The sequence below is a fragment of the Pseudooceanicola aestuarii genome (assembly GCF_010614805.1).
GTDB classification, from domain to species: domain Bacteria; phylum Pseudomonadota; class Alphaproteobacteria; order Rhodobacterales; family Rhodobacteraceae; genus Pseudooceanicola; species Pseudooceanicola aestuarii.
On the sequence record NZ_JAAFZC010000002.1, the window covers coordinates 323,922 to 348,266 of the forward strand.

The 24,345-nt window shown below is 63.4% G+C and carries 13 protein-coding genes; 3 read left to right on the forward strand and 10 right to left on the reverse strand.

What is annotated here, in order from left to right; all coding sequences use genetic code 11:
* The first annotated feature begins 64 nt into the window (after positions 1 to 64).
* The 3 genes from G5A46_RS14515 to G5A46_RS14525 all read left to right on the forward strand — a co-directional run bounded on the left by G5A46_RS14515 (position 65) and on the right by G5A46_RS14525 (position 5,414).
* A complete protein-coding gene (locus G5A46_RS14515; RefSeq protein ID WP_163850496.1) occupies positions 65 to 2,308 on the forward strand; it encodes a DUF6538 domain-containing protein in 2,244 nt (747 codons plus the stop codon).
* A 207-nt stretch (positions 2,309 to 2,515) separates the two neighbouring features.
* Positions 2,516 to 3,721, forward strand: coding sequence for a site-specific integrase (locus G5A46_RS14520; RefSeq protein ID WP_163850498.1), 1,206 nt, complete (start codon positions 2,516 to 2,518; stop codon positions 3,719 to 3,721).
* Positions 3,722 to 3,950: 229 nt separating this feature from the next.
* Positions 3,951 to 5,414 carry a DUF3987 domain-containing protein gene (locus G5A46_RS14525; protein ID WP_163850500.1) on the forward strand — a complete coding sequence of 488 codons (1,464 nt, stop codon included), beginning with the start codon at positions 3,951 to 3,953 and terminating at the stop codon, positions 5,412 to 5,414.
* A 57-nt stretch (positions 5,415 to 5,471) separates the two neighbouring features.
* On the opposite strand, the gene G5A46_RS14530 is transcribed toward G5A46_RS14525, so the two are convergent.
* The 10 genes from G5A46_RS14530 to G5A46_RS14575 all read right to left on the reverse strand — a co-directional run bounded on the left by G5A46_RS14530 (position 5,472) and on the right by G5A46_RS14575 (position 24,296).
* Complete coding sequence (locus G5A46_RS14530) at positions 5,472 to 5,900, reverse strand: hypothetical protein (RefSeq protein ID WP_163850502.1); 429 nt, start codon at positions 5,898 to 5,900, stop codon at positions 5,472 to 5,474.
* 74 nt (positions 5,901 to 5,974) lie between these two features.
* Entirely contained in the window at positions 5,975 to 6,391 is a 417-nt protein-coding gene (locus G5A46_RS14535) for a hypothetical protein (RefSeq protein WP_163850504.1), read from the reverse strand.
* A 1,039-nt stretch (positions 6,392 to 7,430) separates the two neighbouring features.
* Positions 7,431 to 8,837, reverse strand: coding sequence for a site-specific integrase (locus G5A46_RS14540; RefSeq protein WP_163850506.1), 1,407 nt, complete (start codon positions 8,835 to 8,837; stop codon positions 7,431 to 7,433).
* On the reverse strand, positions 8,837 to 9,022 hold the full coding sequence (locus tag G5A46_RS14545; protein WP_163850508.1) for a hypothetical protein: 186 nt from the start codon (positions 9,020 to 9,022) through the stop codon (positions 8,837 to 8,839). Before G5A46_RS14545 ends, G5A46_RS14540 begins: the two co-directional genes overlap by 1 nt.
* Positions 9,019 to 11,112, reverse strand: coding sequence for a site-specific integrase (locus G5A46_RS14550; RefSeq protein WP_163850510.1), 2,094 nt, complete (start codon positions 11,110 to 11,112; stop codon positions 9,019 to 9,021). Before G5A46_RS14550 ends, G5A46_RS14545 begins: the two co-directional genes overlap by 4 nt.
* 27 nt (positions 11,113 to 11,139) lie before the next feature.
* Positions 11,140 to 11,376, reverse strand: coding sequence for a helix-turn-helix domain-containing protein (locus tag G5A46_RS14555; protein ID WP_239520931.1), 237 nt, complete (start codon positions 11,374 to 11,376; stop codon positions 11,140 to 11,142).
* A 281-nt stretch (positions 11,377 to 11,657) separates the two neighbouring features.
* Entirely contained in the window at positions 11,658 to 12,479 is an 822-nt protein-coding gene (locus tag G5A46_RS14560; protein ID WP_239520937.1) for an HNH endonuclease, read from the reverse strand.
* Positions 12,476 to 16,459 carry an Eco57I restriction-modification methylase domain-containing protein gene (locus G5A46_RS14565; RefSeq protein WP_239520942.1) on the reverse strand — a complete coding sequence of 1,328 codons (3,984 nt, stop codon included), beginning with the start codon at positions 16,457 to 16,459 and terminating at the stop codon, positions 12,476 to 12,478. Before G5A46_RS14565 ends, G5A46_RS14560 begins: the two co-directional genes overlap by 4 nt.
* Positions 16,456 to 19,221 (reverse strand): DEAD/DEAH box helicase, encoded by a 2,766-nt coding sequence (locus tag G5A46_RS14570; RefSeq protein WP_163850511.1) that lies wholly within the window; start codon positions 19,219 to 19,221, stop codon positions 16,456 to 16,458. The genes G5A46_RS14565 and G5A46_RS14570 overlap by 4 nt, the downstream gene beginning before the upstream one ends.
* Positions 19,218 to 24,296, reverse strand: a complete 5,079-nt coding sequence (locus G5A46_RS14575) for a DEAD/DEAH box helicase (protein WP_163850513.1) — start codon at positions 24,294 to 24,296, stop codon at positions 19,218 to 19,220. Before G5A46_RS14575 ends, G5A46_RS14570 begins: the two co-directional genes overlap by 4 nt.
* Positions 24,297 to 24,345: the final 49 nt, after the last annotated feature.

The following is a 24,345-nucleotide window of genomic DNA, read 5'->3' on the forward strand; positions in this document are numbered from 1 at the left end:
GCCCGAACCGGTGCACGGATCCCGACTCCACGATGCCCTGGAACCTGTTTCGGAGGCTTCCCGCATGGCCGGAGTCGCACACACCCCCCACCTCGAAAAACGCCCCTCGGGCTACTTCTTCCGCCGCCGGCTTCCGTGCGCGTTCCGGGAGATATCGAACCCTGGTCAAAGTTCGGCCCTCTGTCTCAGCCTTCGGACCGACGTCCTCTCCGAAGCGAAGATCCTCGTCGCGCGCCTGACGGTGCTCACTGACGCGGCCTTCGCGCTGACGACGGAGAGACCGGTGGATCATCTGAAGCCCGAACATGTTGCCCTGCTGACCGAGCTGGCGCGCTGCCAGATCGCGGCGCACGAGGCTTTGCGCGCCTGTGCCGAGCCGCGTTCGGACGAGGCGGCGAATTTTGCGGCGCAGGTGGAACGTAATACGCAGGACATGCTGCGCCGAGCCCTGGCGCTCGGCGACCGGGGGCCGGTCACGGAACCTCTGCGCGAGATGGCCAATCGCATGGGCGTGACGCTCGACGAGGGCACCGCCGACTGGCGCGCACTCGCCTTCGAGGCTCTCCGTGTCATGCTGGACGTGTCCCGCGAACGGGAACGGCGCGAGGTCGGGACCTACGAGGAACCGACACCGATCTTTCGGTCGGTGATGGCGCACAGGTCGGCCTCCCCGACAGCCGCCCTGCCCGTGGCTGCCTCCCAATCGCACTCCCCCGCCTTGGGCATCCTGGCAGCAGCCGTATCGGATGTGACCTCCATCGCCGTGCCGCCCATGACGGCGGCTTCCATGCCCCAGACGGCAACAGAGGCGGCTGCTCCTCTTCGGGCGCCGGTCGACACTGCCGCAGCCCCGGCCGCGATTGCAGACACAGTGCCGGAGGCACCGGCAACGCCCCAGCCCGCGGCCGGGGACGCGTCCCCGGACACCGCGGGCAAGGATGACGACACCGCGTTCCGGATCAAGCTGCGCCCACCGCTCCTGAAGAACATCGACCTGCGGGACCTCTCGCCCGAAACGCGGGAAGTCGTTCTCACAAAGCCCCGGGGCATCACGCTTCTCGAGGGGATCAAGCTCATGAAGGAGCTCAAGATGGCCGGATACGGAGACGACTTCTCCATGGAGCAGACCGGCGATGCCGATGCCGGCAAGAAATGGACGTCCAACAGTGGCAGCAAGGCGAATGTCGCGGAAAAATTCTGGGTGGAGTTCGTCGGAGATGTCCCGTTCGAGGACGCGGATCGAGATGATATCCGCGACGCCCTGAAGATCCTGCCCGAGCTGCCCTTTCAGCATTCCAAGGGGAAGACGAAATTCGTCTCGGAATTCGGGTTCAAGGCGTTGATCGAAGATCTCGAAGCTGAAGAGGAACGCCTTGAGAAGGAAGCACTGGAGCTGCTTGCTCTGGATGGCAATGCAACCGAAGCTGATCGGGAAAAGGCCGCCCTGGATGCCCGCATTCCGCGTATCCGCGCGGAGACCCGCGCAAAGCACCGCGGCTACATCAAGTCTGTCGGGAAGATGCTCTACGACCTCCAGCTGATCGACCAGAATCCCTTCGAGATCTGCGGTGTGTCCAACAAGCTGAAGGACAAGTGGAAAAAAAGCGAAGAGAAGCGCAAACGCGTCTGCTGGGATGATCGCATCTACACCTTCTTGGGGTCGCCCGCCTTCCAGGGGCCGTTCGAAGATGAGGGCGAACCTCTCTACTGGATACCGCTCATCGCACGCCTCATGGGCCTGCGCGAGGAAGAGGCCTGCCAGCTCGGCCCCAAGGATTTCGGCACCGACAAGGGCATCGCCTATGTCGACGTGAAATGCCGCGATGCAAACAACGTCAAGACCATCGACTCCCAGCGCCGCATCCCGGTTCATCCGACGCTGATCGAGCTTGGCCTCCTGAAGCTGGTGGAACTCCGTCGAGGGGAGGACGCGCATCGCTTGTTCGTGAACCTGACGCGTGGAGAAACGAAGAAGACCTATTCGGAGAACTTCTCCAAGAAGTTCACCTATTACAGGAAGACGAATGACTGCTACTGGGAAGGCCTGGACCTGCACGCGATGCGTACCTCGTTCAACTCCGACCTCATGAACCAGGACAAGTCCGACGCGATCCGCTGCGTCCTGATGGGGCACGACCCCGTCGACGAAGGCGCAAGATCCTATGCCCAAGGGCTCACGCTCAAGGCGCTCTACGAGCGCATCTGCGACGTCGAGCTCGACGTCTCCATGATCGCGCGGCCCTTCGACGACACGGGGCGCTTCCGTAACGAAGAGAAGGTAGTCGATTTCCGGAGCGCCGCGCGCTGATGCGATCTCCGGCGGAAGAACCGGGACAGGAAGGCGAATGCCCGGTTGATTTGCAGGGGAGCGCCTTGGCCGCTCCTGGCAACCGTGCGCTCACGAAGGCGTGATATCTTGGCGGAAATAACGGCCGGAAATTTTGACCCAGATCAACTTTTTCCCGCGAATCCGGGGCATAGGGGCGGCATTCCAACACTCACGGAGATACAGGAAATGCGCGACATCCTCGCCACCCGAATTGACATCGCTATGCACCAGGAAACGGCCTCCAGGCGGACATCCCGGTCCCTACTCGAGGCCGCCAATCTCACAAAACAATCGAAGGCGATCCTTGCAGGCGAGCTGGAGATCTGCGTCGAGACGGCTTTCGACCTATATATCGAGGCGCGGTCGGTGGGCTATCGACCCGATATCCGACGGCTCGATACCGCTCATGGTGAACGATGGCGCCGGAGCAGCGGTGCGAATACCGAGAGCGCGAAGCGTGTCTGGACGCGCGCCCTCGGGAACCCGTTCTTTTCCCACATCGCACGGGGAGATGTCTTCGACGCCCTGACGGAAATCCGAAACCTGCCGAAATACCACGGGAAACGCCGCAGTGGTGCCGGAAATAAAGGTGGGCCTGTGGAAGAGCTGTCTGTTCCCGACCGTATCAGGATATCGACTTTCCTGAGATTCGGGCGGACAGCCCGTCGGGTTGGCGATTTCCTTGTCGAGCTTGGGCTCGAAGAGGAGAACCCGTTCGATGTCTGTGCCTGGTCGACGGTCGAAGAGGCCTGTCTGCGGCGGCAGGAGCGACCGCTCGAACCCCGTGCCTGGTCAGAGGCACTCCAGAACTATCTGTCATCACCGATTTTCAAGGGAGAAATCCAAGACGCCGGTGATCCCCTGTTCTGGGTGCCGCTCCTGATGCGGCTCGGAGGCCTGCGGCTCGACGAAGCCGTGAACCTGGCGACCCGGGATCTGCTGTATCGTGACAGCATGCCGGTCCTCTTCATCGATCGCGATGCGAAGACGCCCGCCGCCCGACGGGAGGTTCCTGTCTCTCCGCAGTTGCAGGACCTTGGTCTCCTTGGCCTGTTCGAGTTGCGGCGGGACCAGAACGAGGCATTGCTCTTTCCGCAACTCGTGGCAGACCGGCCCGGAACTGGCACAGCGCGGTTCCGGAAGAATTTCATTCGCTACTGCGACACACACGGCATCGGCGCCTCCGCCATTCAAGCACATGATTTTCGACGCGCCTTGCGTCGGGAGCTCATTGAGCACGAATGCGCAGATCACGTCGTCAGAGCGATTATGGGACAAATGACCCCGGACTGGGGAATACCGTTTCTGGCAAGCAGTCTCCGCAGGGTAATTGACGGGGCGCTGTCAGAGATCGGCGCCGATCTTCCGGATATCGCCTGTCCGTTCCGGTAACCCGGAGTTCCGAAAAGGCCCGGGCTCCTGCCCGGGCCTTCTCGTCATGTGCCATGGCGTTACAAGAAGCGCCTGCACGAGATCGCGGTCTTATGGCCTCGAGCCAAGCCTCATGCGTCCTCCCAAAAAAACCCGTCCATCGCCGCAAGAATCCGCTTCCTGCCGTTTCCGCCGGAAAACCGATCGACCGATTTCCTGATCACAACCCGAGCAGCAACGGAGATCAGGAATGCTTGCCCGCATCAAGTCCCTCGTCGGCAGGGTCGACGCCAAAGCGTCGAAGCCGAACTTTTCAGTCCCGCATGGAGAAACGGCCGCTCCACCACGAGAGCCCACGCCGCTGCCCCACGCGGAGCCGCCCGCCAGTGCCTTCCCCCTCGACTGCCTGACACCGAAGCTCCGCAGCGCGGCTGAGGCAATCGTCAGGAAGACGCAGGGGCCGGCCGCCCTTGCCGCGCAATCCGTCTTGTCCGTGGCCTCGCTCGTCGCAGGGAGCCGGGCGAAGGTCCAGACACTCGGATCGCCCTCGAACGCGACTGCAGCTTTCGTCACGATCGCATTGTCGGGCGAGCGGAAGAGTGCCGCGGACAAGATCGCCAAGACCGGTATCGACCGGGTGATCATGCGTCTCCGGAAGGAACACGAGATCGCCATGGCGCTGCACAAGTCCGAGATTGCAAGCGCCGGGCGAGGAGAAGAGAAACCTGCGGTTCCGGTCTGTCCCAGCTTCCTGGTGACAGAACCCACGGTCGAGGGTGCCTTCAAGGCAATCGCGTCCGGATGCGGTTTCCTGGGCTGGTTCACCGACGAAGCGGCGAGCTTCTGGGGAGGCCATTCCATGTCGAAAGACCAACGTGCAAAGACCAGCGGCATCGTGTCGAAATTCTGGGACGGCGATTACTTCTTCCGTCCGCGTGCCGGTCAGGAGGGCGACGGCTATGTCCCTCCCACTGCAACCACGATCAACCTCATGTTCCAGCCGACGCTGATCCGTGACACCTACGGCGACGAATTCCTGATCGGTCAGGGCATCCTGGCGAGGATGCTGCCGTGCTGGCCCGTCAGCAACATGGGCAACCGAAAATATCGGCGTCCGACGGCCGAGGACGAGGCTGCCGCGGAACGCTTCCATGACGAAGTCGAGGCAGCTCTGATGGACACCCTGGCGGATCCCACCCAGCGGTTTCTGTCCCTTTCGGAGGATGCCCTGTCCATCTGCGTCGAATTTCATGACAACGTCGAGGCTGAGCTCGGTCGAGGTGGCTGGGCTACGGACATCTCCGGCTTTGCCTCCAAGGCGCCGGAGCACGCATGCCGGCTGGCCGCGATCATGACGCTCTTCGAGGACGGGGCGGCTGAGACGGTCTCCGGCGAGGTCATGAAAGCGGCCTGCGAGATGGTCAAATACTACCTGAGCCAGTACAAATTCCTGTGCATCGCGGCCACGAACGAGACCGAGATCGCCCAGGCCCAGGCCCTTCTTGACTGGCTTCGGAAGAACCTGCAGCCCGGCGACGGGTTCGCGACCGACCGGGTTCTGCAGTTCGGGCCGGTCGCCGCCCGGCGGTCGAAGGCTCTCGATCGGCAGCTGGCCGTCCTGATGCAATATGGATGGATCCAGGACCTTCCCGCAGGCACGAAAATCGACGGCAAGAAGCGGCGCAAGGCCTTCCGGCTCAGCCCGAAGGCATGACGGCCGGATGGTGGCCGGCATTCCTGCCGGCCACCGGGACGCCTTTGGAAGGTGGACTCACCGTCCCAGCAGCACCTTCTCGGCATCGATCCGGGCCCGGCAGATGGAGCGGATATGCGCGATGCGCCTCAGGGACCTGACGCATGCGTCGATCGCCTGTCCCCTGTCCGTCAGGTCCAGCATCTCTCGCACTTCCCCGACGGCGCCGAGTTCGGGATCGTCCCGGCCATCGAAAACCGCGAACGTGCCCAGGGTCTCGCGTTCGCGCTCCCGGTCCAGAACGGCCGACAGGAGGTCCACGTCCGTGTCGTCGCGACGCGAGAGTCCGGCACCGGCACGCATCCCCTCGAGGGTGCGGCGCAGCGACCCGCGCTCGAGCGCATCGGCGGCAATCTCGTTGACAGGGAAATGGTCGATGAAGCTCCGGGTCATCCCGATCAGCAGCGAGCAGAGCTCATCGAGGGGCATCTGGTAATAGGTCTGCATGTCTTTCTCCAGAAGAGTCGGTCGCTGCGAAAATGCGGCGCCTTCAAGCTGCCGGCCCATGCGGGCCGACTGCGTCATGCAGCAGAGAGGTCGAACAGCTCTCCCAGGACGACATCGCACCCGGGATCCAGATCCGAGATCGCGACGAGAAGATCGTAGAGGCGGTCGGCCTCGAGGCAGATCTCCTCGACCCGCGGATCCAGCAGGTCGATCATCGCGAAGCGGGCTGTTTCCTCGGTCTCCGGATCCCCGACGAAATCGAGGCAGACAAGCCGATGCAGCCAGACCAGCTCCTGTCTGAGCGCTCGCGTGAGCGAGGAGCTCTCCGAAATTCCTGACAGAAGACGGAGGCAGCGACGGTGCCCGGAGGGACCGCCGAGCAAGGCGGCGGCATTGAGCAGCGCGGAGCCGTGCTCCTGGAAGAAGATTCTGGTTGCGACGATCGCGGGATCGCGGCCCGCCGGGACGGAATTGCTCGAGAAGTTGAACATGGGGGTCTCCTGTGGAGGTCGACGCCGTTCGTGGCAGTCAAGGCCCCGAGAAATCTCCTTTCTGTATCGGGGGTGTCTTGCCGGCGCATCTGTAGCAGCAGGAGGGGTTGTTGCCGGCTTGGTTGATTTCGTTGATCGCGAGGCGCCGCGTTTCCGTTGGCCGCGCTCTCGCCCCGAGGAGCGCGGCCAACGGAATGACGGTGCCCATTCCCTCTCTTCACCCTCGGCTGGACGTTTCCGGACCTGAAATTGTAGAAATGGCAATCTCGGTCCGGATGTTGCGGCACGTTGCGGCAGAAGACGGAAAAAATTGAGAAGGGGCACATCCTACCCCATGCGGGTGGAAACGACCCTTCTTCAATTGAACCGGAAAAATGCAGATATTACGGTATTTTGCGGCAGTGAGCGGCGGCCACCTACAACCGCCGGTCAGGGAACGGCATCATCATGTCCGCATGTCGATGGCCTCTCGGTAGCTTCGACCGACACTGCATTCATGGCGTTCCCGACCCTCGAGATTGCCGCGAGGCGCTGGTGAGCGGACAGCGTGTGCCCTTCACCCTGAACGAATATCGACCAGACGTCTCGCCCCTCCGGCTTCAGCGTCCACCCCAACGCCTGCAGGGATCTCTCGGCCTTCGCCCGCAGTCTTTGGCGTGCCTCCGGCTCCGTCACATGGGGCACGACATGCGCGATCTCGTGGTCCCCGCAGCCATGATGCCGCTGGATCTCGAGGCGGACGAGAATGCCGGGCGCCCGGGCCGCGAGCCAGATGGCAACGTGGCGGGTGTCCGTCTCCAGTTGCCTGGCCGCCGCCCGGGTCCTTTCCATGGCAGCAAGAGTTTCGGGAGACCTGGGAGGGTAGTCGTGCATAGGTTTCTTCCTGATCGTTCATGCCTGACGCCGGGTGTCCGATCGGCCGGGAAGGGACCGGCAGCGCATACCGTCCCTCTCAGTGTCCATTCGGGCTCTCCTTCGTGGGCACTTTCGGCGTCTGTAAGCCAGACCGCCTCGGGGGCAAGGGAAGCCGGCTCTGAGGCTACACGCGCAATGTCGTGGGGGCAGACCTCAGGCCGGCAATGCGTGCGCCATGTTCTCGTGCGGCTCTCATCCCTTGCGCGTGATCGTAGCTGTCCATGGTCGTGGCGGCGCTCCTGTTGCCGATGAGGGCTGGCGCCAGGTATCCGCCGCTCTGAATTTCCTCTGAGGCCTCGGTCGCGGCATTGTCCCTGACCCGATGAATGCTCACGCGCACGCCGAGGTGCTTGCAGGTGAGATCGCCGACCAGGCGGCCAAGTTGCGCCGAGGTGATGGCCGCGCCCATATCGATCATGCTCGGAAAGAGCGCCGGCCCGTCATCGAACAGTGGCCGGAAACTCCGTTTGTAGTCGTCGAGAGCCGACCATAGCACCGGGTTGCACAAGACTTTGTCATAGCCAGCGAACCGCTTCTTCGCCTCACGCATTTTCAGCACGCGCCCGGGAAGCACGACTTGAACGTAGGGATTCTCGAGGAGCACGACGGTCGGGCCGAAGGCGAGGTGCGAAAGGGCCCGAGCCCGCTGCGGCAGGGCCGCGGCAAAGGACAACAGCAGGCCGTTGCGGAAGTCGCGTGCGACATGCAGACCGCGAGGGCCATTCTCCCGGGCCGTGTCCATCAGATCGACGCCGAGATCGAAAATCGTCGACGCCCCGACGATCTGCGCGCCGGTCTTCGTCGGCCGGCCCGCGATCTTCGCGAGAGCATCATGACGCGCGATAACATGGTCGCATCCCGCGCTACGGAAGCCGGGATCCGCCGCGACACGGAAGCCGGAGAGGATGCGCGACAGATAGTCGGAGACGCTCCGATCCGAGACGCCGTCAGCCCTCAGGTCGGTCGCGTAGACGTGGAACGAGGAACCCGAGGGCCGCACCTCTCGACCGAGAACGGCCGACGCGCGACACCATCGCGCCAGGGCATGCGCCACGGCCTGAACATGGTTCGCGCTCCATTTTTTGGAGTGAGGTCCGGGTTCACTGATCAGTTTCGCGATGAGCTTCCCTTGCCATTCGTCCGGGAGCGACGAGATGGCGGACCGGGCCCGCTCGTCGATCGACTTCGCCGCGACCTTCGAAGTGCACCGGCTCTGCCGGAGGACCTGACCGATCATGCCCGCGACCGGGACGCCCCACAGGACGGGGGCGCCGAGCTGAATGTAGGCGAGCTCGGAAGCAGCGTATTCTGCCCCGACGCGCGCGGAGAGCCCGCCGAGATAGCCGGATATTTCCATGCGGTCCGGCACAGGCATGGGCCAGCCCATGTCGCCGCGCCACACCGCAAAGCCGCGCACCGACCGGAGAACGGGTCCGGGATCGACGCCTGGTCGATCCCGGCCGAAGGCCTCGCGGAATTCCTCAGGTGAGGACGGTGCGGCCCGCCCGCACTGAGATTTCATGGCCCGCATCAGTAGATCTCCCGTTTCACTATATTGGCCGATTGTTCCGGTCGCGCCGCCTGAAGGGCCAGGCAGGTGCACCCGGATCCCGGCTCAGGGTCGACGACGAGACGGGAATATTGGTCGACGATTGCGTCCACGCGGGTGCTGAGTAGCTTTCCTTGGTCCGATCGCTTCTGGAGTTGGGTCTTCATCCTGTTTTCCTTTTCTTCTTGTTTTTTTCGGGCTGCCGGGACTTCTGATCGGCGAGGTATTTGCTCCACCTGTCGAGAGCGAGATCCTCGTCTATCTCGGCATAGTGCGCGAGGGTCGTCTCGAGCCGCTTGTGACCGAGGAGACGCTGGACATCTGGCAGCCGGTCCGGATCTTCCCTGAGCCAGAGCCAGCCCAGAAAGTGTCGATAGAGGTGGGGATTCATCTTGAACCCCACGATCCGTTTCGTGTGCCGGACGAGACGCTCGAGCAAGCCGGCATAGGGTTGCCCAGGATTGCCCCCTTCCCCCTGCGACGGGAAGAGGAATGGATTTTCGTCGTCTCCTGCTCGCAGAGCCTTCGGCCGGACCTTCTCGATGAACGATTCCAACCTGGCCGAAGCATGCTCATCGAGCGGTATATGCAGATCCGGATCGTCGCTGTCGCGCCCTTTCACCTGCACATTGGGAACGACGATGCGTGCCGTTCCACCCGCCCAGGAAATCCAGGACATGCGGATGCCAGTGATGTTGGCCCGCCGTGGTGCCCGCGCCAGTAGAATATCACTGGCGATGGCACACATGATGTCCCGGGCCTCTTCAGGGCCGAGCAGGTCCATTCTCATCTTGCCGCGGCACTTCCGTTTCCGATTGTCGATGATCGAGTTGACCTCGTCGGTCAGGATGTCGCCCAGATCGATCAGCCGCTGCTGGCGGTCACCGATGATCTGCCGCAGCCGTGCCTTGTTGCGACGCGAGATGCCAGTCTCGCCGATCGCATGTTCCTTGATATGCCCGGCGATGGCATTCACGTCGTCGGCGCTTCGACCGATGTAGTCCCGCGCCAGCTTCTTCAGCGTCTTCCCGACCGACTCGGCATAACTGCTGGGAAATTCGTCGTCGGAATTCCCGGAACTCAGAACATCGAGGACGCTCTCGATCACATCGGGATCCGTATACTCGGTCAGATCCTCGATCAGATACCCCGTTGCGGCATAAAGTGCCTTGGCTCCTGCGATGAGCTGGTAGCGTCGGTTTTCGAGCGTCCTCGCGCTCCATGTCTGTCCGGGCAGGAGGAAGCCAGCCGACTGCCGCTCTTCCTCGGTGCGCTTTCGGCCGCCGTTCTTCTTTTTCAGCAGGGACTTCTTCGGGTTCACCGGACGCGTGGTCTCGGCGGAATCCAACTGCGCGAGGAACGCTTCTTCCGACAACCCGTCACGAGATGCCTCTCCCCGCAGCCAGCGACTGACGGGACCGTCGAACTCGGACAGCAGCTCGGAAAAGACCGACGCATCAATACAATACTTGTTCCGGCCGTCCGGGAACGGGTGCTTCGCTACCTTGAACCCGTAAGAACTAAAATCCGGATCGGCCGCGAGGCGCGTGCAGAGCGCAGAGATGCGTCGCACGTGCTTCCTGCATGTCGCTTCGTCTTTCGGGCTGACCGCCAGCCGATGCAGATAGTATTTGTTGAAGACCTCCGTCCCGACGTCACCCGGAGCAATTTCGCGCTCGTCGAGGAACCGGAAGAACGTCCCGGAAATCAGCTTCAGGTCCTCCGGGTAATCTGACTCGGACAGCTTATCGTGGATTTCGCGATAGATGCCTGTCACGTCCCGAATTCCGGACGGCCGGTTTCGACCGCCATGAGAGTGAATGGCCGCCAGGATGTCGGACTTGTAGGTGGCGAAGCTGTTTTCCGTCAGATCGAGGGTTGCAGCCGACCAACTCGACAATTTCTCGATCGCGCGCCGGCGGTCCACGATTTCAATCTCGGCCACCCAGCCCGCGGCTTTCAGAAATGCCTTGAGGCGGGAGAGGAGCACACGGTTGCGGCTGTCGGTTTTCTCATCCCCTGCCGGACGGGCCAGGTCGCTCATGAGGCGCGCGTAAGTCATCTGACCCGTCGGCGTCGGCAGATGGATACCCATTACAGCGCCGAGCGCATCGAGAGTTTTCCTGTCCGATCGAATTCCGGCGATCTCGAGAATATTCTTCACGGCCTTCGGATTCAGGCCGGCTTGCAAGGCCAGCGCGTGCTTGGTGACCCCGGTTTCGTCGAGATAATCCCGGATTTGATCTTGAACCGTCATGTCTTCACTCCCGTGCTGGCTCGGGGCTCACTCGAGATCGAGATCCGCCCTCCTCACGGGGCGGATCCGATGCTCGAAGAGCGCCAGCCAATCGGGGTGCACGAGCCAGCTCTTGCCAGCTTTCGTGCCGTCGAGGAAAACTCTGCCGCGTTCAGTCACGGTCCCGTTCACGATCCAGTCGCGGATCGTCCGTGGGTGTCGCCGCAGTTTCTTGGCGACGTCTGCTGTTGTCAGGTATTCGTCGTGGTTTTCATCTTCGGACATCTTGGTCTCCTCTTTGCTACAGAAGGGACCTACGCCCCGGCGGGGCGGCTCCAAAACACGCACGCAATCTTTTTTGGAGGCTCGGCGAAAACCCGGCGATGAGCGGCACGAGGAGATCTGCTAATCTTGCGAATTCCGTTTCAGGTTAGCCTGATTAGCAATGCACGTATCGCCGCCGATCCCCGTTATCTCGCCGCACCCAGAAGGGCTGAGCCAGGCCTGCTCTCCAGAGCGACCAAGCGCTCGATAAGAGGCTGATAGTTCGGCAGGTGGCCGGCCCCTCAATCTCGAATGGCGATCTCGTCCATCTTCTCGCGGTGCCACGCCATTGGTGCAGCGTGGTCAGCGGCCAAGGCAATGCGCGGCGCGGAGGTCACACCCAAGGCCCTTGCGGCGGCCTCCGACAACTTGGGTGACGGAACCGCCCGGCCCTCTCCGTCGAAGCTGACCAGGAAGGCGTCGAATGCGGCGTCCCAGTGGGCGGCCAGCAGCAGGCCGTTGAAGACGTCGAGGCGCTGGCCGTCACTCTTGCACTCGGCCCAGGGGACGATGTGGCTGGCGCGCAGCAGGGCGCGGTCCGTGATGCCAGTCAGCGGGCAGCGGCCACCCCAATAGTCGTCGAGAGCGGCGCGGAAGGTTTTCTGGCCGACCCGGAGGCGGACCTGGGCCCCGCGGGTGGTGGCGCGGTTGGGGTCGAGGTCTTGGGAGTCCGGACCGGACCAGGACTGCCCTTCCCGTTTCAACTCGGCCTCGAATGCGGTCTCGGGGGCATCCGGCAGGGCGCGAAACAGGTGCCAGGCGCGCAGGCAGGCGGCACGTAGCTCGGCGAGCGTCTCGAACCGCAGATGGTCGGCCTCGAGAGTGCCCAGCTCCTCCTCGGCCAGCCGGCGTAGAACGCGGGGAGTGGTGCGCAGTGCGTAGCCGGGAGGCGCGATGGCGAGGGCAATCAGGCCGGGAGCGTTCTGCGAGCGGAGCGTCATCCAGGGCGGATCGTCGAGCGCAGCGGGGATCGTGCCCTCGGGTTGCAGCGTCCAGCCGCCATCGTAGCCTGCCTTCTGCAGCATGAGGCGCGCCGGGCCGGAGGGGGCGAGGTCGAAGCTCACACGTCCTCGCCGAGGCCCACGGCGCTCCAGTCGGCCGAAAGCCGGTCCCAGGCCTCGAGCACCAACCGTTCGGTGCGGTATTCGCCGTAGAGCCGCTCTTCCTTCTGCTTCAGCACCCGGAAGGTTTCCGAGGGGTAGTCGGCGCCCATCACACTGGCTGGGTCGAGGATGTAGCGCAGCTCGTCCCGGGTCAGGCCGTAGGCGCGGGCGTAGAAGGCGTCGAGCTCGGCGCGGAGGAGCGCGCGGCGCTCCTCGTCCCAGGCGAAGGGCGGGCCGTCATGGCCGAGGTCGCGTGCGAAGGGTGCCAGCGCGCGGGAGGTGTAGGTAAGTTCGAGGACGCGAGGGGTGACGAAAGCAAGGCGCTCGGGTGTGTAGAAGGTGGGCGCGAAGATAGGAAGCTGCCGCCAGTTGTCGACGGTGAAGTGAGTGCCACCAATCTTCTGTCGCGCTACGTAATCCAAGACCAAAGCCTGTGATGAACCAAGAAAACCGCAAACTTCGCCGGACTTGCTTGCGACAGCCATTAGGCGGAGTGTGTGTCCAACTGCGGTGCGCGGCACCAAAGACGCGATCAATGTGCGTTCGTCGGTCGAGCGAGCAATGTCTCTCCATCCCATCAGCCATCGACGAGGCCAGCCTTTTGCCTTCAGCCGTCTTTCTACCTCCATCTCGGTCACCCAATAGCGGGGCATCGGCTCCCAGCCCGGGTCTGCCTTTTCCAGCGGCGTAGCATCGCGAGCGCTTTCGCCGTCATAGGTGGCCCAGCGGTGATCCAACTGGTGGATCATCTTCGCTTCGTAGAGCGGCACCATCCGATCTTCAGCCTGGGCGAGCGGCAGGGAGCGAGTATCGCTACCGTCCAAGTCCATGGCGGCCTGTGCAGGCCGAGCCGCCGCTGGCCGAGGAGCGTGGGTGCGGGGGCGGGTCCAGTAGGTGCCGTCGCGCCGCCATCCTTCATCTTCCAGCTGCGAGGAGGAACAAAACAGGCCAGAATCATCGGACATGTCGAACAACTTCGTGGCGTAGTCGAAGCTCCACGGATTTCCGTCGGTCCGCCCCTCTTCGATCAGAACAGGCGCGGCGTCGTAGATCTTCGCCGTCAACTCGGCGTCGTGGCGGGAGCGGAAAACCGGCGCAGTCTTGGTGTTCGGGTTGATGCGGGCGATCTGCTCTGGCGTAAGAACGAAGGAACGTTCGCGATGCGCGAGTTGCAAGGGATCGGTCAGGAAGAAGGCAAAGCGCGCCTCGTCCTCGTCATGGCCAAGGGTCAGCAGGGCAAACTTGAAGCTGCGGTGAACACCGGGGAAAATCGGCGCCGAGTTCTCGAAGTCCACCAGCCGCGCCAACCTCCGCTCTTCCACCAGCCACCCGAAAAACGGGGCTGTGGTTGCGTCAGTGGCAATCCCTGTGGGCACGATCACCCCGGCCCGGCCATGCCGGTTCACCGACCGTGCGAAATGCTCGGCGAACAGCGCATAGGTGTTCACGTCGCCCCGTCCGGTCAGCGGATAGCGCCCGCCCTCGGCCCTGGCAAACTCGCTCGCCGCCTCGGCCGTCCGCTTGGCGTGCCAGAATGCGGCGTGAAGCTGCTGCTCGGGTGTGCCTGGCTCAGCCTCTGCCAGCGCCTTGATCATCCGTCCCCGCGCCGCGGCGTTCGGGGCTTCGGCGATATCGGGCGCACGGGATGCGAAGAATTCCTGTTCCTGTAGCTTAATCCGCTCCCATGGCGGATTGCCCAGCAACACGTCGAAGCCGCCGCGCGCCCAGATCGCCGGGAACGCGATCGGCCAGTGCAGCACATGCGCTTCGGCCGCGGTGTCAGCGACGCCTTGCACCAGCACCGGGTCGCCTTCGCGAGTCAGTATGCGACCGATATCCGCCGTGGTCGGCACCTGCACATTCGGCTTCTTCGGCAGCAGGAACGCCGCCACCCAGGCATCCGCCGCCCGCCGCACCCGCCGTCGCTCGGCATCCGCACCGCGCGCCTCGAAGCTGGCGCGAAGCCGCTCGACCTCCTCCAGCGTGTCTTGGCTGGCGGCATGGAGCCGCTCGTCGAAGGCCACCAGCGCGGGCGGGAGCCCGCCGGGACCATCGAGACCCAGATCGCCCTGCCCCTCGCGCTCTGCCTTGTTGCGCTTGCGCAGGTCCGAGGCGATGCCCTTGTCGTCCCCGGTCAGTGCCTTGTAGGCCGCATCCGGAATTCCCTCGGTCAGCATGGTGAGGTCCGACAGTCCCAGCAATGCATCACCATGCCGGATGTTGGCGTCGAGAAAGCCCAGGGGCCGCCCAGGCTCCACGCTTTCGATCCAGAGCGCGACACGGGCGAGTTCGACGGCGAAATCGTTGCGATCCACCCCGAAAATGCAGCGCGCCACAACTTCGCGCAGGGCATGGCGGAATGCAGGAGGGTCGAAGGTCTCGCCCTCGGCCTCTGCCCGTGTCCTGGCCACTGCGTCCGCGATGCGGCGCGCGGCGGCGAGCAGGAAGTGTCCCGAGCCGCAGGCCGGGTCGCAGACGGTCATGGTCAGAATGCCGTCCGCGCCGGTCTCGCCATTCGGCGTGCCAATGCCGCGGCGGCGGTCGGCGATCACTGGGTCGAGCGCGCTGTCGAGCAGCGTCTGCACCAGGCTGTCGGGCGTGTAGTAGGATCCGGTGGTCTTGCGCTGATTGCCCCGTGTCTCTGCCCCGCCCGCATAGTCGAGCAGAGTATGGTTCTCTGCGAGACGCGGCACGAGTTCGAGGAGAGATTCATAGACCGATCCCAGTTCCTCGGTCTGCATGTCACGCCAGTTGATCCGTGCCAGCGCGTAGCCGTCCCGAATCCAAGCGAGGTGGAACAGCGCGTCGAGGAAATGGGGGTTGGGCAGAGTAGCCGTGTCGAGGATCGGCGTCAGACCTTCTCTGAACAGGCCACCGAGGGCGGGAAGGCCCAGGAGCGGCTCGCCTTTCTGGAGCGCACGGAACAGGACCTTGACCCCTTCCCATGCGTCGTGGTGCCTATCGCGACTGGCCCGCCTACGGGCACGCAGGGCGAGGCGCGAGAGGGCGTAGCCCTCGGCGTATGTCTCACGCGCCTCATCGGTGGCGTCGGGAGTGTGCAGAAGGTTGCGATCCTCGGTAGTGAGCACGAAAATCAACCGGTAGACCACGCGCAGAGCTTCGGCATGGAGCGCCTCGGCCGGGTTTTCCTCGGCCTCGATCCGGGCTCGGGTGGCGGGGTCCGCCAGTGCACCGGCTCCGAGAGCTCGAAGCGCCGCCTCGACGCCGTCACGCAGCCTGTCACGGGCGGCAACGCCTTGCTCGGCGGCGACTTTGCTCCAGCGTTCCAGCGGGCCTTCCCCGGCCTCGCCGCGTCCGAAGCGGGTTCGGTGGATCAACCGCCAGAGACCGGCAAAGGCGCCGAGATCGTCGGTATCGACGATCGCGCCAAGGTCTGCCTCGAGGAACGCCGGACGGCCGAGGCGCACGGAGTCGCGCATGAGCCGGATACGCTTGCCGTCGATGACGAGCCCCCAGAGTGCGTCATCCGAGGCGTTGAGCGCGTCCTGCAGGAGCAGCGCGGGCGAGCGGAACCGCCCGGCCGGCCCGCCCTCATGCCGCGCGCGGTCGAGCCCCCCTTCCGGCGCGATGACCACCGGGACACGGCCATCCCCTGTCAACAGGTCGACCGGAAAGTGGCGATCGCCCGCCATCAGTGGCCCGGTCTTCAAGTCGTCGAATCCGAAGGCTCGAAGCACCGCACGGACCTGGGCGGTAGCGTCGGCCGACGGCTCATCATTGGCCGCGCAGGCCATGCGAAAAGCCCGCTCGATTTCGTCGTTGAGGGTAAGTCCCTTCGGCACACCATAGTCTGTCGCCGCCTGTTCGGCGGCCTGTCCGCGGGCGATCTTTGCGATCATATCTGACGGGATCAGCCCTCCTTCCAGGATCAGGCCGGCGCCAATCTCGACGGGGCGGTGCATCGTCTCGTGGCGCATCATCTGGCCTCCGGCAAGATTACGTGGAGGGCAATGAGGTCCGGCGGCAGCACTGGCTCGACAATCGTGCGACCCCGGGTGGAGGAGGCAACACGCAGACGGTCGTGATCCGCAGTCAACGTTTCGGCGCGAGACTGAGCGATTGCGGTGAGGGCGTCCGAGTCATCGATACGGGCACGGGCCCGCAGCACCTGGGTTCTCCGCACCGGCTCGGGCAAGGTCGCGCCGACCTCCTCGTCGAGCACCTTCAGCGCATCGAGGCCGATGGCGGCGTGGCCCGCGGCCGTGCCTTCCCAGAGAACTGGCACAATCTCTTCAGCCAGTAGGAAGTCATCTGATGCGGCCGAAGCGCGTCGGATGCGATGGCGGACCCTGAGAAGAGCCAGCGTTCGCATCATGGTAGCAGCTCGGCTGATCCAGGCGCCGGATCGCGATAGAGCGTCCGGGGCGTCCTCCAGGGCTCCTTCGGATAGGGCGTCGGACAGCGTTGCGACTATGGGATGCGTGCGATGCAACACCTCGACTCCTGGCTGGGCGACAGGGTCGAACGAAACTCGGGTTCGCCCTTGGATGCCCCGCGAGGAGAGAGCTTCGCGCACCATTTCGGGTAGCGCATCGACCGGGACGGATTTTCCGTCGAACGTGATGCCGACCCGGTCCAGGGCACGGCGTACGAACCGCCGAACATCCTCGGTATCGCCCAAAAGGTCGCGCACGCGCTGCCATTCCGGTATCACTTCTTCGGGCTTCAGGCGTCTTTGCGCAAAGCGTGCCCGGGATGCCTTTTCGTTCTCCTCCGCATCGCGCCAGAGTCGTTCGAGATCGGCCGCGGGATCGAGGTCGCGAAACAGGTCGCCCTGACGACCCGAGGCTGCGCCGGACTTCAATACCAGTGCATGCATCAGCGCCTCGGACACCGTCCCTCGATCATCCAGCATGCTGACCGAGACATTCGTGGCTTTCCGGATGGCCGCAGCCTTTCTCAGGATGACGTCGAGTACGGCCCCGTCTATGGCCGAGTTGCTGCCATAGATCGTCAAGGAGCGCACCTGATCGGCCGGCTGCCCGAACCGATCGACCCGGCCTTCGCGCTGTTGGTGCCGCGTCGGATTCCACGACAGATCGTAGTGCACGACAGCATCGAATAGGGTCTGGAGGTTGATACCTTCTGACAGGCAATCGGTTGCAACGAGTATTCGACGCTCCGCGTCCGCCATGCCTTCGACGCGGACCCTCCGCTCCGTGCCTGGAAGCCGGCCGGTGACGACCTCGATCGTCCGGTCCTTGAAGGACTTATCTTTCCTGAGCGCGCCGGCCACGGCCTCGGCTGTGGCAATGTAGCGGCAGAACACGACAGGCTGATGGCCCTGAGAACAGAGCTCCGCCAGTTCGCGCTTGAGGAGTGACAGCTTGGCGTCCTCCTGAGGTCTGGCTTCGAGATCTCGTGCCATCCGCAGAAGGTCGTCGAGGCCAGCCATGTCTTCTGCCGCTGTCCCCGGTTCCAGATCGTCATCCGTCAGCTGGCCCTCATCCTCGTCAAAGATCGCGGCTTCCAGATCAGAATCGTCGATCGGGCCGCGCCGGGCCTCCAGCGTGGCAATCGCAGCGGCCGGCGAGGAACCGACACATCGCATCAGGGCCAGGGTAGCCCAGATCGCCAGCCGCCGCCGGCGCGCATCATGTCCGGATTTCGCGGCGCGCTCGGTGCACCACGCCAAGACGGCCTCGTGGAACGCCAGGTGTGAGGGCGTCAACTGAAACGCCCTCTCGCCGACATCATGCTTGGGAAAGGTCCGCTTCGCGCCGGGAACTTCCCAGCCTTCTTCCCTGACATCGATACGTCGCCTCTGGACAAAATGCTGGGCGAGCTCTTCCCGAGCTCGGGACAAGGCGCCATGAGAGAAGTCCGGGCGAAGCAAAGCCAGAATGTCGTCGAAAGCTTCCGCGTCACCGGAATGCGGCGTCGCGGTGAGCAGAACCATGTGACGGTTCGGGTCCTTTGCGAGACCGTTCAACAGGACCTGCCTCTGGGTTGTGCCGCGTCCGCCGCCGACACAGGCATGCGCCTCGTCCACGATAACGAAATTCGGGCAGGACCTTGCGAAGTCAGCCCGGCGGCGGTCGGCCTTAATGTAGTCCAGGCTGACAACGGTGACCGGATGGGCGTCGAAAGGACTCTCGTCCAATGCGAGCCCGCGTTCGAGACGTGGCGCAGTCGTGGCGGTCACGGCGGTCGCATGCAGATCGAATTTTTCGCGCAGTTCATCGACCCATTGCTCGACCAGGTGCGGCGGACACAGCACGCAGGCTCGCGTTGCCTCGCCTCGGTCCCACATCTCCCGGAGGATTAGGCCGGCCTCGATGGTCTTACCATTGCCCACATCGTCGGCGATCAGCAGCCGGATCGGGTCGAGGCGCAGCGCCATGATCAACGGGACCAGCTGATAGGATCGCGGCTCGAACGCGATCCGACCGGAGGAGCGGAACGGGCCCGCGCCGCGGCGAAGGCTGAGGCGCAACGCGTCCGACAGCAAGCGCGCTTCCGAGGAAGTGCCCATACGCGATGCGTCCGGCGCCTTGAAGATTGCCGGCTCGGGCGGAACCGACTCGAGTGCCGGCAGAACTACCGTGGAATCGCTCTCCGTGCCCGATAGCGGTCGCAGGCGCAGGCGGTCGGGTCCCGATCCGGGCAGGACGACCCATTCCCTGCCGCGTGCACGGATCAGGCTGCCTGGGCTTGTAAGGGCGCTGGTAGCCGAAGTCATGAAGTCACCTTGTCGATATGCGCGAGTTCTTCCGGCATCTCATCGGGCGGCGCGGCCGCTCCGAGGATAATGTAACCTTCGTTCGACAGCTCGGCGGAAAGGCCTGCGTCCTCGGTCACGGCGGTGTAGAACTTGCTCCACGACGCCTGCGCGACCTTGCCGCCCCGTGCAATGGGGTCCACGTCCGGCGGTACGATTCCCCACCTGCGCGCCGCGTTTGCCCACGGCCCTTCCGAGGCCGGTGTGCGAACTGGACTCGTCTTTTCAATCGGCGCGACCACCTCGACCTTGGCCGATAGAAGGTCAGCCAACAAACGCCGGACCTCGCTCCGCCTCCGGTCGATCAACTCATGATCAGGCTGGTTGAAATATGTAAGGATGCAGCGATAGCAGCCCTCGACGCAGGGGGCGTCGTCGCGGTCACGCCATTCGCCGTCAGTCTCTTCCAGGTGCATGATCTCGAGACTGGCGCGGACCACCGCTTGCAGGTCCTCCTGGCGCGAGATCCGCGACAGCACACCCGCGCCACCTTCGGACGCCTCGTAGAATAGAAGCCCGTTGCGCGCATCCCGATCCGGAACGGGATCCACGGCAATTTCACCTTCCTCAAGACGGAAAACTCGCTCGAGGCCTCGGGCAAGGGCGCTCTGCAAGGTTGCGACGTCCTCGACCTCCAAGTGACGCGAGGGAACCAGAAGCATGGCATTCTTGCGATCCTCCACCATCGGCAGGACCGTCTGCTCGGGCTCGGCGCTGGGGCGTAAATCCGGGTCGGTATCATCACCGCCTGCCGAACCGCGCCAGCGACCACTATGGGTTCCGATCTTGAAACCGTAGAGGTCCTTGTCTCGACGTCGCCGCAGTCCCTTGTTGATCCTGGCAATACGGGTGCGCGGTCCGTAGGAGATCGCTGCCAGGTCTTTCCCTTCACCATCGCGCAACCGAACCCTTTGTGGTTCGCCCTGGAACGCAAAAGCGGTCTGAATATCGAAGCCCTGGCGCTGGCGCTCCTCGTCATTGGCGGAAATTCGTTCCGCCGGAGCGGCCTCGACATTCTCGACGCGAAATGCGCCGTCGAGGCGGATAGGATCGGCCAGTCCGGCCCCACATGCATCACAGCGCTCGGGAGCATCCGAACCCTGGATCGAGCCGCAGTTTGGGCAGAGAAGCAATACATCGGTGTTGAGGCCGACTCCGTCGCCAGCGCGCACTTGTGGAGGTAGCATGGCGCGCGTCACGCGGAACGACTGCCCTTCGTGATAGATCATGCTCCCCGGCCCGAACTCGGAAATTGCCAGGAAACGCGCCCTCGAGAGGAAATCGCCACGGCCACGTCGTTCGGCACCGGGAACGAAAGCCGTGAGCGGCAGGCGGGGAAAATTGTATCCAGGCAAGAAGCCTTCCGTTGCCAGATAGCGGTAGGTGAAGAAGTCCGAGGAGTTTGAATCCTTGCCGCTTTTGAGCAATTCGATCTGCCGTCGTGCGCTGTTATAAGATCGGTCCCCTTGCCGTCGTTCCTCGGCGCTTGCCTGGGTGCTCTTCGACAACCGGTAGCCGCGATCTCTCTGGTCTTCGGCGGCGCTCAACCGCCGTCTCCACGAGTCGAAAGCCCGGTCGAATCTCTCGAAGGCATCGCGCGCGGTGCTTTCTGCGAGGTCATGTCCGAAGGGTCGACCGGCAATCTGGCTGAGGACAGCCACCATGCGCTCTGCCGCACGAGGGGCGAGTTCGGGGACTGATAGAGCTGCCGCTACTTCATCTCGGAGTGGATACTTGCCGTCTCCTTGAGTGAGGTCCAGCACTTCGGCGATCGCCGGTGCAAGTTCCACTCCGGATTCCGCCAGCCAGATGGCGTGACAGTGGGATACGACGAGTTCCTCATTGCCGAGATCGAGAAGCGGCGGCTGCACCGTTCCCGCGACCATCTGGCCTGGATCAGCGAAATAATACTGATCATGGGGGCTCTGTGCGGCGCAATAGGTCGTGATCAGCGCCGCCTGTCCAGCGCGGCCTGCACGCCCTGCCCGCTGCGTGTAGTTGGCCGGCGTCGGCGGCACGTTTCTAAGGTGCACATGTTCGAGTGTGGAGATGTCGACCCCGAGCTCCATTGTTGGCGAGCAAATTAGCAGGGGAAGACGCCGGGAGGTTTCGTTGTCATGCGGCATCTCCTGCATTTGCTTCCGGTCGTCTTCTTCGAAACGGAACCGGCGCTCCCGGTGCTGCCGGAGGTCCTTGTCCACCTGTGCGGTGTGTTCCCTTGCCTCCAGGCCCCGCAGCGGTGCGCGCCTGGCCAACATGTTGTCGGCAACCCTTGTGTAGAGTTCGCGAAAATAGGGGTTCGGCGGAGCTTTTTCGCCTTCTTCGGCCACGGGCTCTCTCGCGGCGCAGAGCTTCAGGGCGCCGGGGTCAAGTTTCCAGCCCATGGGGCCAAAGGGCGTTCGCTGAGCCCGGACATAGGCGTAGTCGTCATGGGCCGTCGCCTGGAGAAGCGCTTCGATGACTTCGGTCACCTCACCCCGCCGCAGCCGACGACCCCAGAGGCGTTCATCGACGAGGGCCTTGCCCAGAGCCGACTGGGCGCTGCCGCGAAGCACGATGCCTTCATCCCGAAGCGAGATGTTTGCACGCGATGTGCCTTCGAGCATCAGCCACGCGGCTTCCCTTGGGCGTTCTTTCTCATGGATGGCCCAGGGCGCTTGGAGGTAGCGTCGCGACTCCTCGGCAATCTCCTCGAAGCGTTGCCGGTCCAGAGCTTCTACATCAATTGCGAGGCCGGTTCGCATGTGTTCCAGAAGGATCCGCAATGCCTTCAAGCGGATATCAGACGTCGTATCGCGCAACACCTCGGGAGCGCCGGCGAAGATGGCGTCATCCTCGGCCAGTTCCGAAAGCATCGCGTATTCGACCCGAACAAGTTCGAGGTCCTCCAGATTGGGGTTCGTAAAGCGCCAGCCGCGGCGCTGATCCGTCCAGACGCGATGGGCGATGATCCGCGATAGCAGCACCTCAGCCTCAGTCGCTTTGCGTCCACGCACATCATCCCGCAGCCATTCTTCGTGACTGTCTTCGTTCGACCAAGCATAACCCAGAGCCCTCCGGACAGCGTCTCCGAAATCGCGACCGGCCAACCCGCCGCTGCCAGCGTCGCGAACGGCCGCAAATACGGCTGCGCGCAGCTTCGTGACGAAGACGTGGTCGTTGAAATGACCTGCCTGCAAGGCCGCGTCTTGGCGGTTGTCGGTAAAGGTCAGAAGCTTGCCGCGGCCGGCTTCCGCAGCTTCCATTTCCTCGAGTGCTACTGAGTTAAGTATCGTTGTCGCCGAGGAGCGACCTTCGGCGGAGAGGCCCGACAGCCTGTTGCGATCCCGACCTTGCCCCGGCGGCGTGTCTCCGCAGCGCAGACACAGCGTGAATTTTCCCTTCATGAACCACATATCGATGCCGGAGCCTTCGACACCTTGGGAATCTACTGAAACCTGGAATGGAACGCGTTCGCGATAGGTTTTCTTGATACGGGTCGATCCGTTTGCCGTTTCCTCGAGCCAGGACGACGGAAGATCCTGATCTCCCTCAAAGGGCAGCCCTTCCGCGCGACATAGAAAGCCTGTCTCGTCATCATCGTCGAGCGGTTCCTCGTCGATCGAGCGAGGGACGTATCGACGTCCGGCACCATCCAGAAACGCGCGGACAGGGTGATAGTCCTGCCCGCACTTCCGGCAGAAACGAACCTCGAACAGCCGCGCTTCTGCCTTCGGGTCGGTTTTCTGCTTGTCGAACCGGATCGTCCGTCCATGCTCCGGACCCAAGGTCGCATACAGACTGTCCGGACCGGACAGATACTGGTGAAGCTTGTAGGCCAGGAAGCCGCGATCCGATGAGCCTTGCCGCAGGGTCTCGGGCATCGAGGCAACGGAAAGCGCGCGCTCAAGCGCGGCGACGCACTCGAGCACCGGCTCGCCTGACTCTTCCGCGAGTTGGGATGCCGCCTCACTGAGGGTGCGGGGCTTGCGGCGTTGCGGTATCGGATCGTCCGTCAAGCCAATGCGAGTTTCGGCCCAGACGATGATCGGTTCGGTCTTCAGGCGGTCATCCGACAAATTCGCAAGCGGCGTGCATATGGACTTCTTCAAGTCAGCTCGATCCACATGTCCTTCGGTGGCCCGGACCAGGGTCTCGCCAATCACGGCCTCAGGTTCAATTCGGTCACCGAAGATCATCGTCGCTGTATTCGCCACAACTGTTGCCGGGTCTTCCGCGACTGCATCCGAAGAGGCCATGGTGGCGGACGTTCCGATGCACCGAAGGTGGTCCGGCGACAGTCGATCTCGCAGACGACGAACCAGCATCGCTACGTCGGCACCCTGGCGCCCGCGATAGGTGTGTAGCTCGTCGAGAACGAGCCAATCGAGGCCGCGAGCGTTCGCCAGGACCTGGCGCCCTTTTCGATCGGCGCGGGTGAGCAGCAGTTCCAGCATCATGAAGTTGGTAAGCAGAATATCGGGGGGATTTGCGGCGATCCTCTCCCGGTCAGCTTCAGATTCTTGACCGGTGTATCTCTCGACGACAGGAGGATCGCCCAGACCGGAGTCACGCAGAAAACCGTTGATTTCCTCGAGCTGAGAATTCGCGAGTGCGTTCATCGGATAAATGATGATTGCGCGGGTGCGACGCTTCTCTCCCGCCGCACGCGCCCGAATGGCAGCGTCGATCAATGGAATAAAGAAACAGAGCGACTTGCCTGAACCCGTTCCGGTGGTGACGACGAAGCCCTTTCCGGACTGCGCCATGCCAAGCGCCAGGTCCTGGTGGACGTAGAGATCGATGGGGCTGCCATCTTTGCGGCGAAAGACCTTGGCTGTATCCGGAAGGACTGTACCGTCAGCAGCTCTCTCATCCACTGACGCACCAGGTCTAAACCGGGGATTCAGACTTATGAGCGGCTCGCGGACGTATCGGCGCTCATTGTAGGCCTTATCGATTGCTGCCTGGAGATCTTCCGATCGAATATTTGCAAAGGAGCGGGAGAAATTCTCATATCGCTCGATCGATTTCTGGTTAAGTGAAAATACGTCCATCAGCCTTTTCTCTTGCCCCGCCCCATCGGTCGCATCTTAGCCAAGTTGT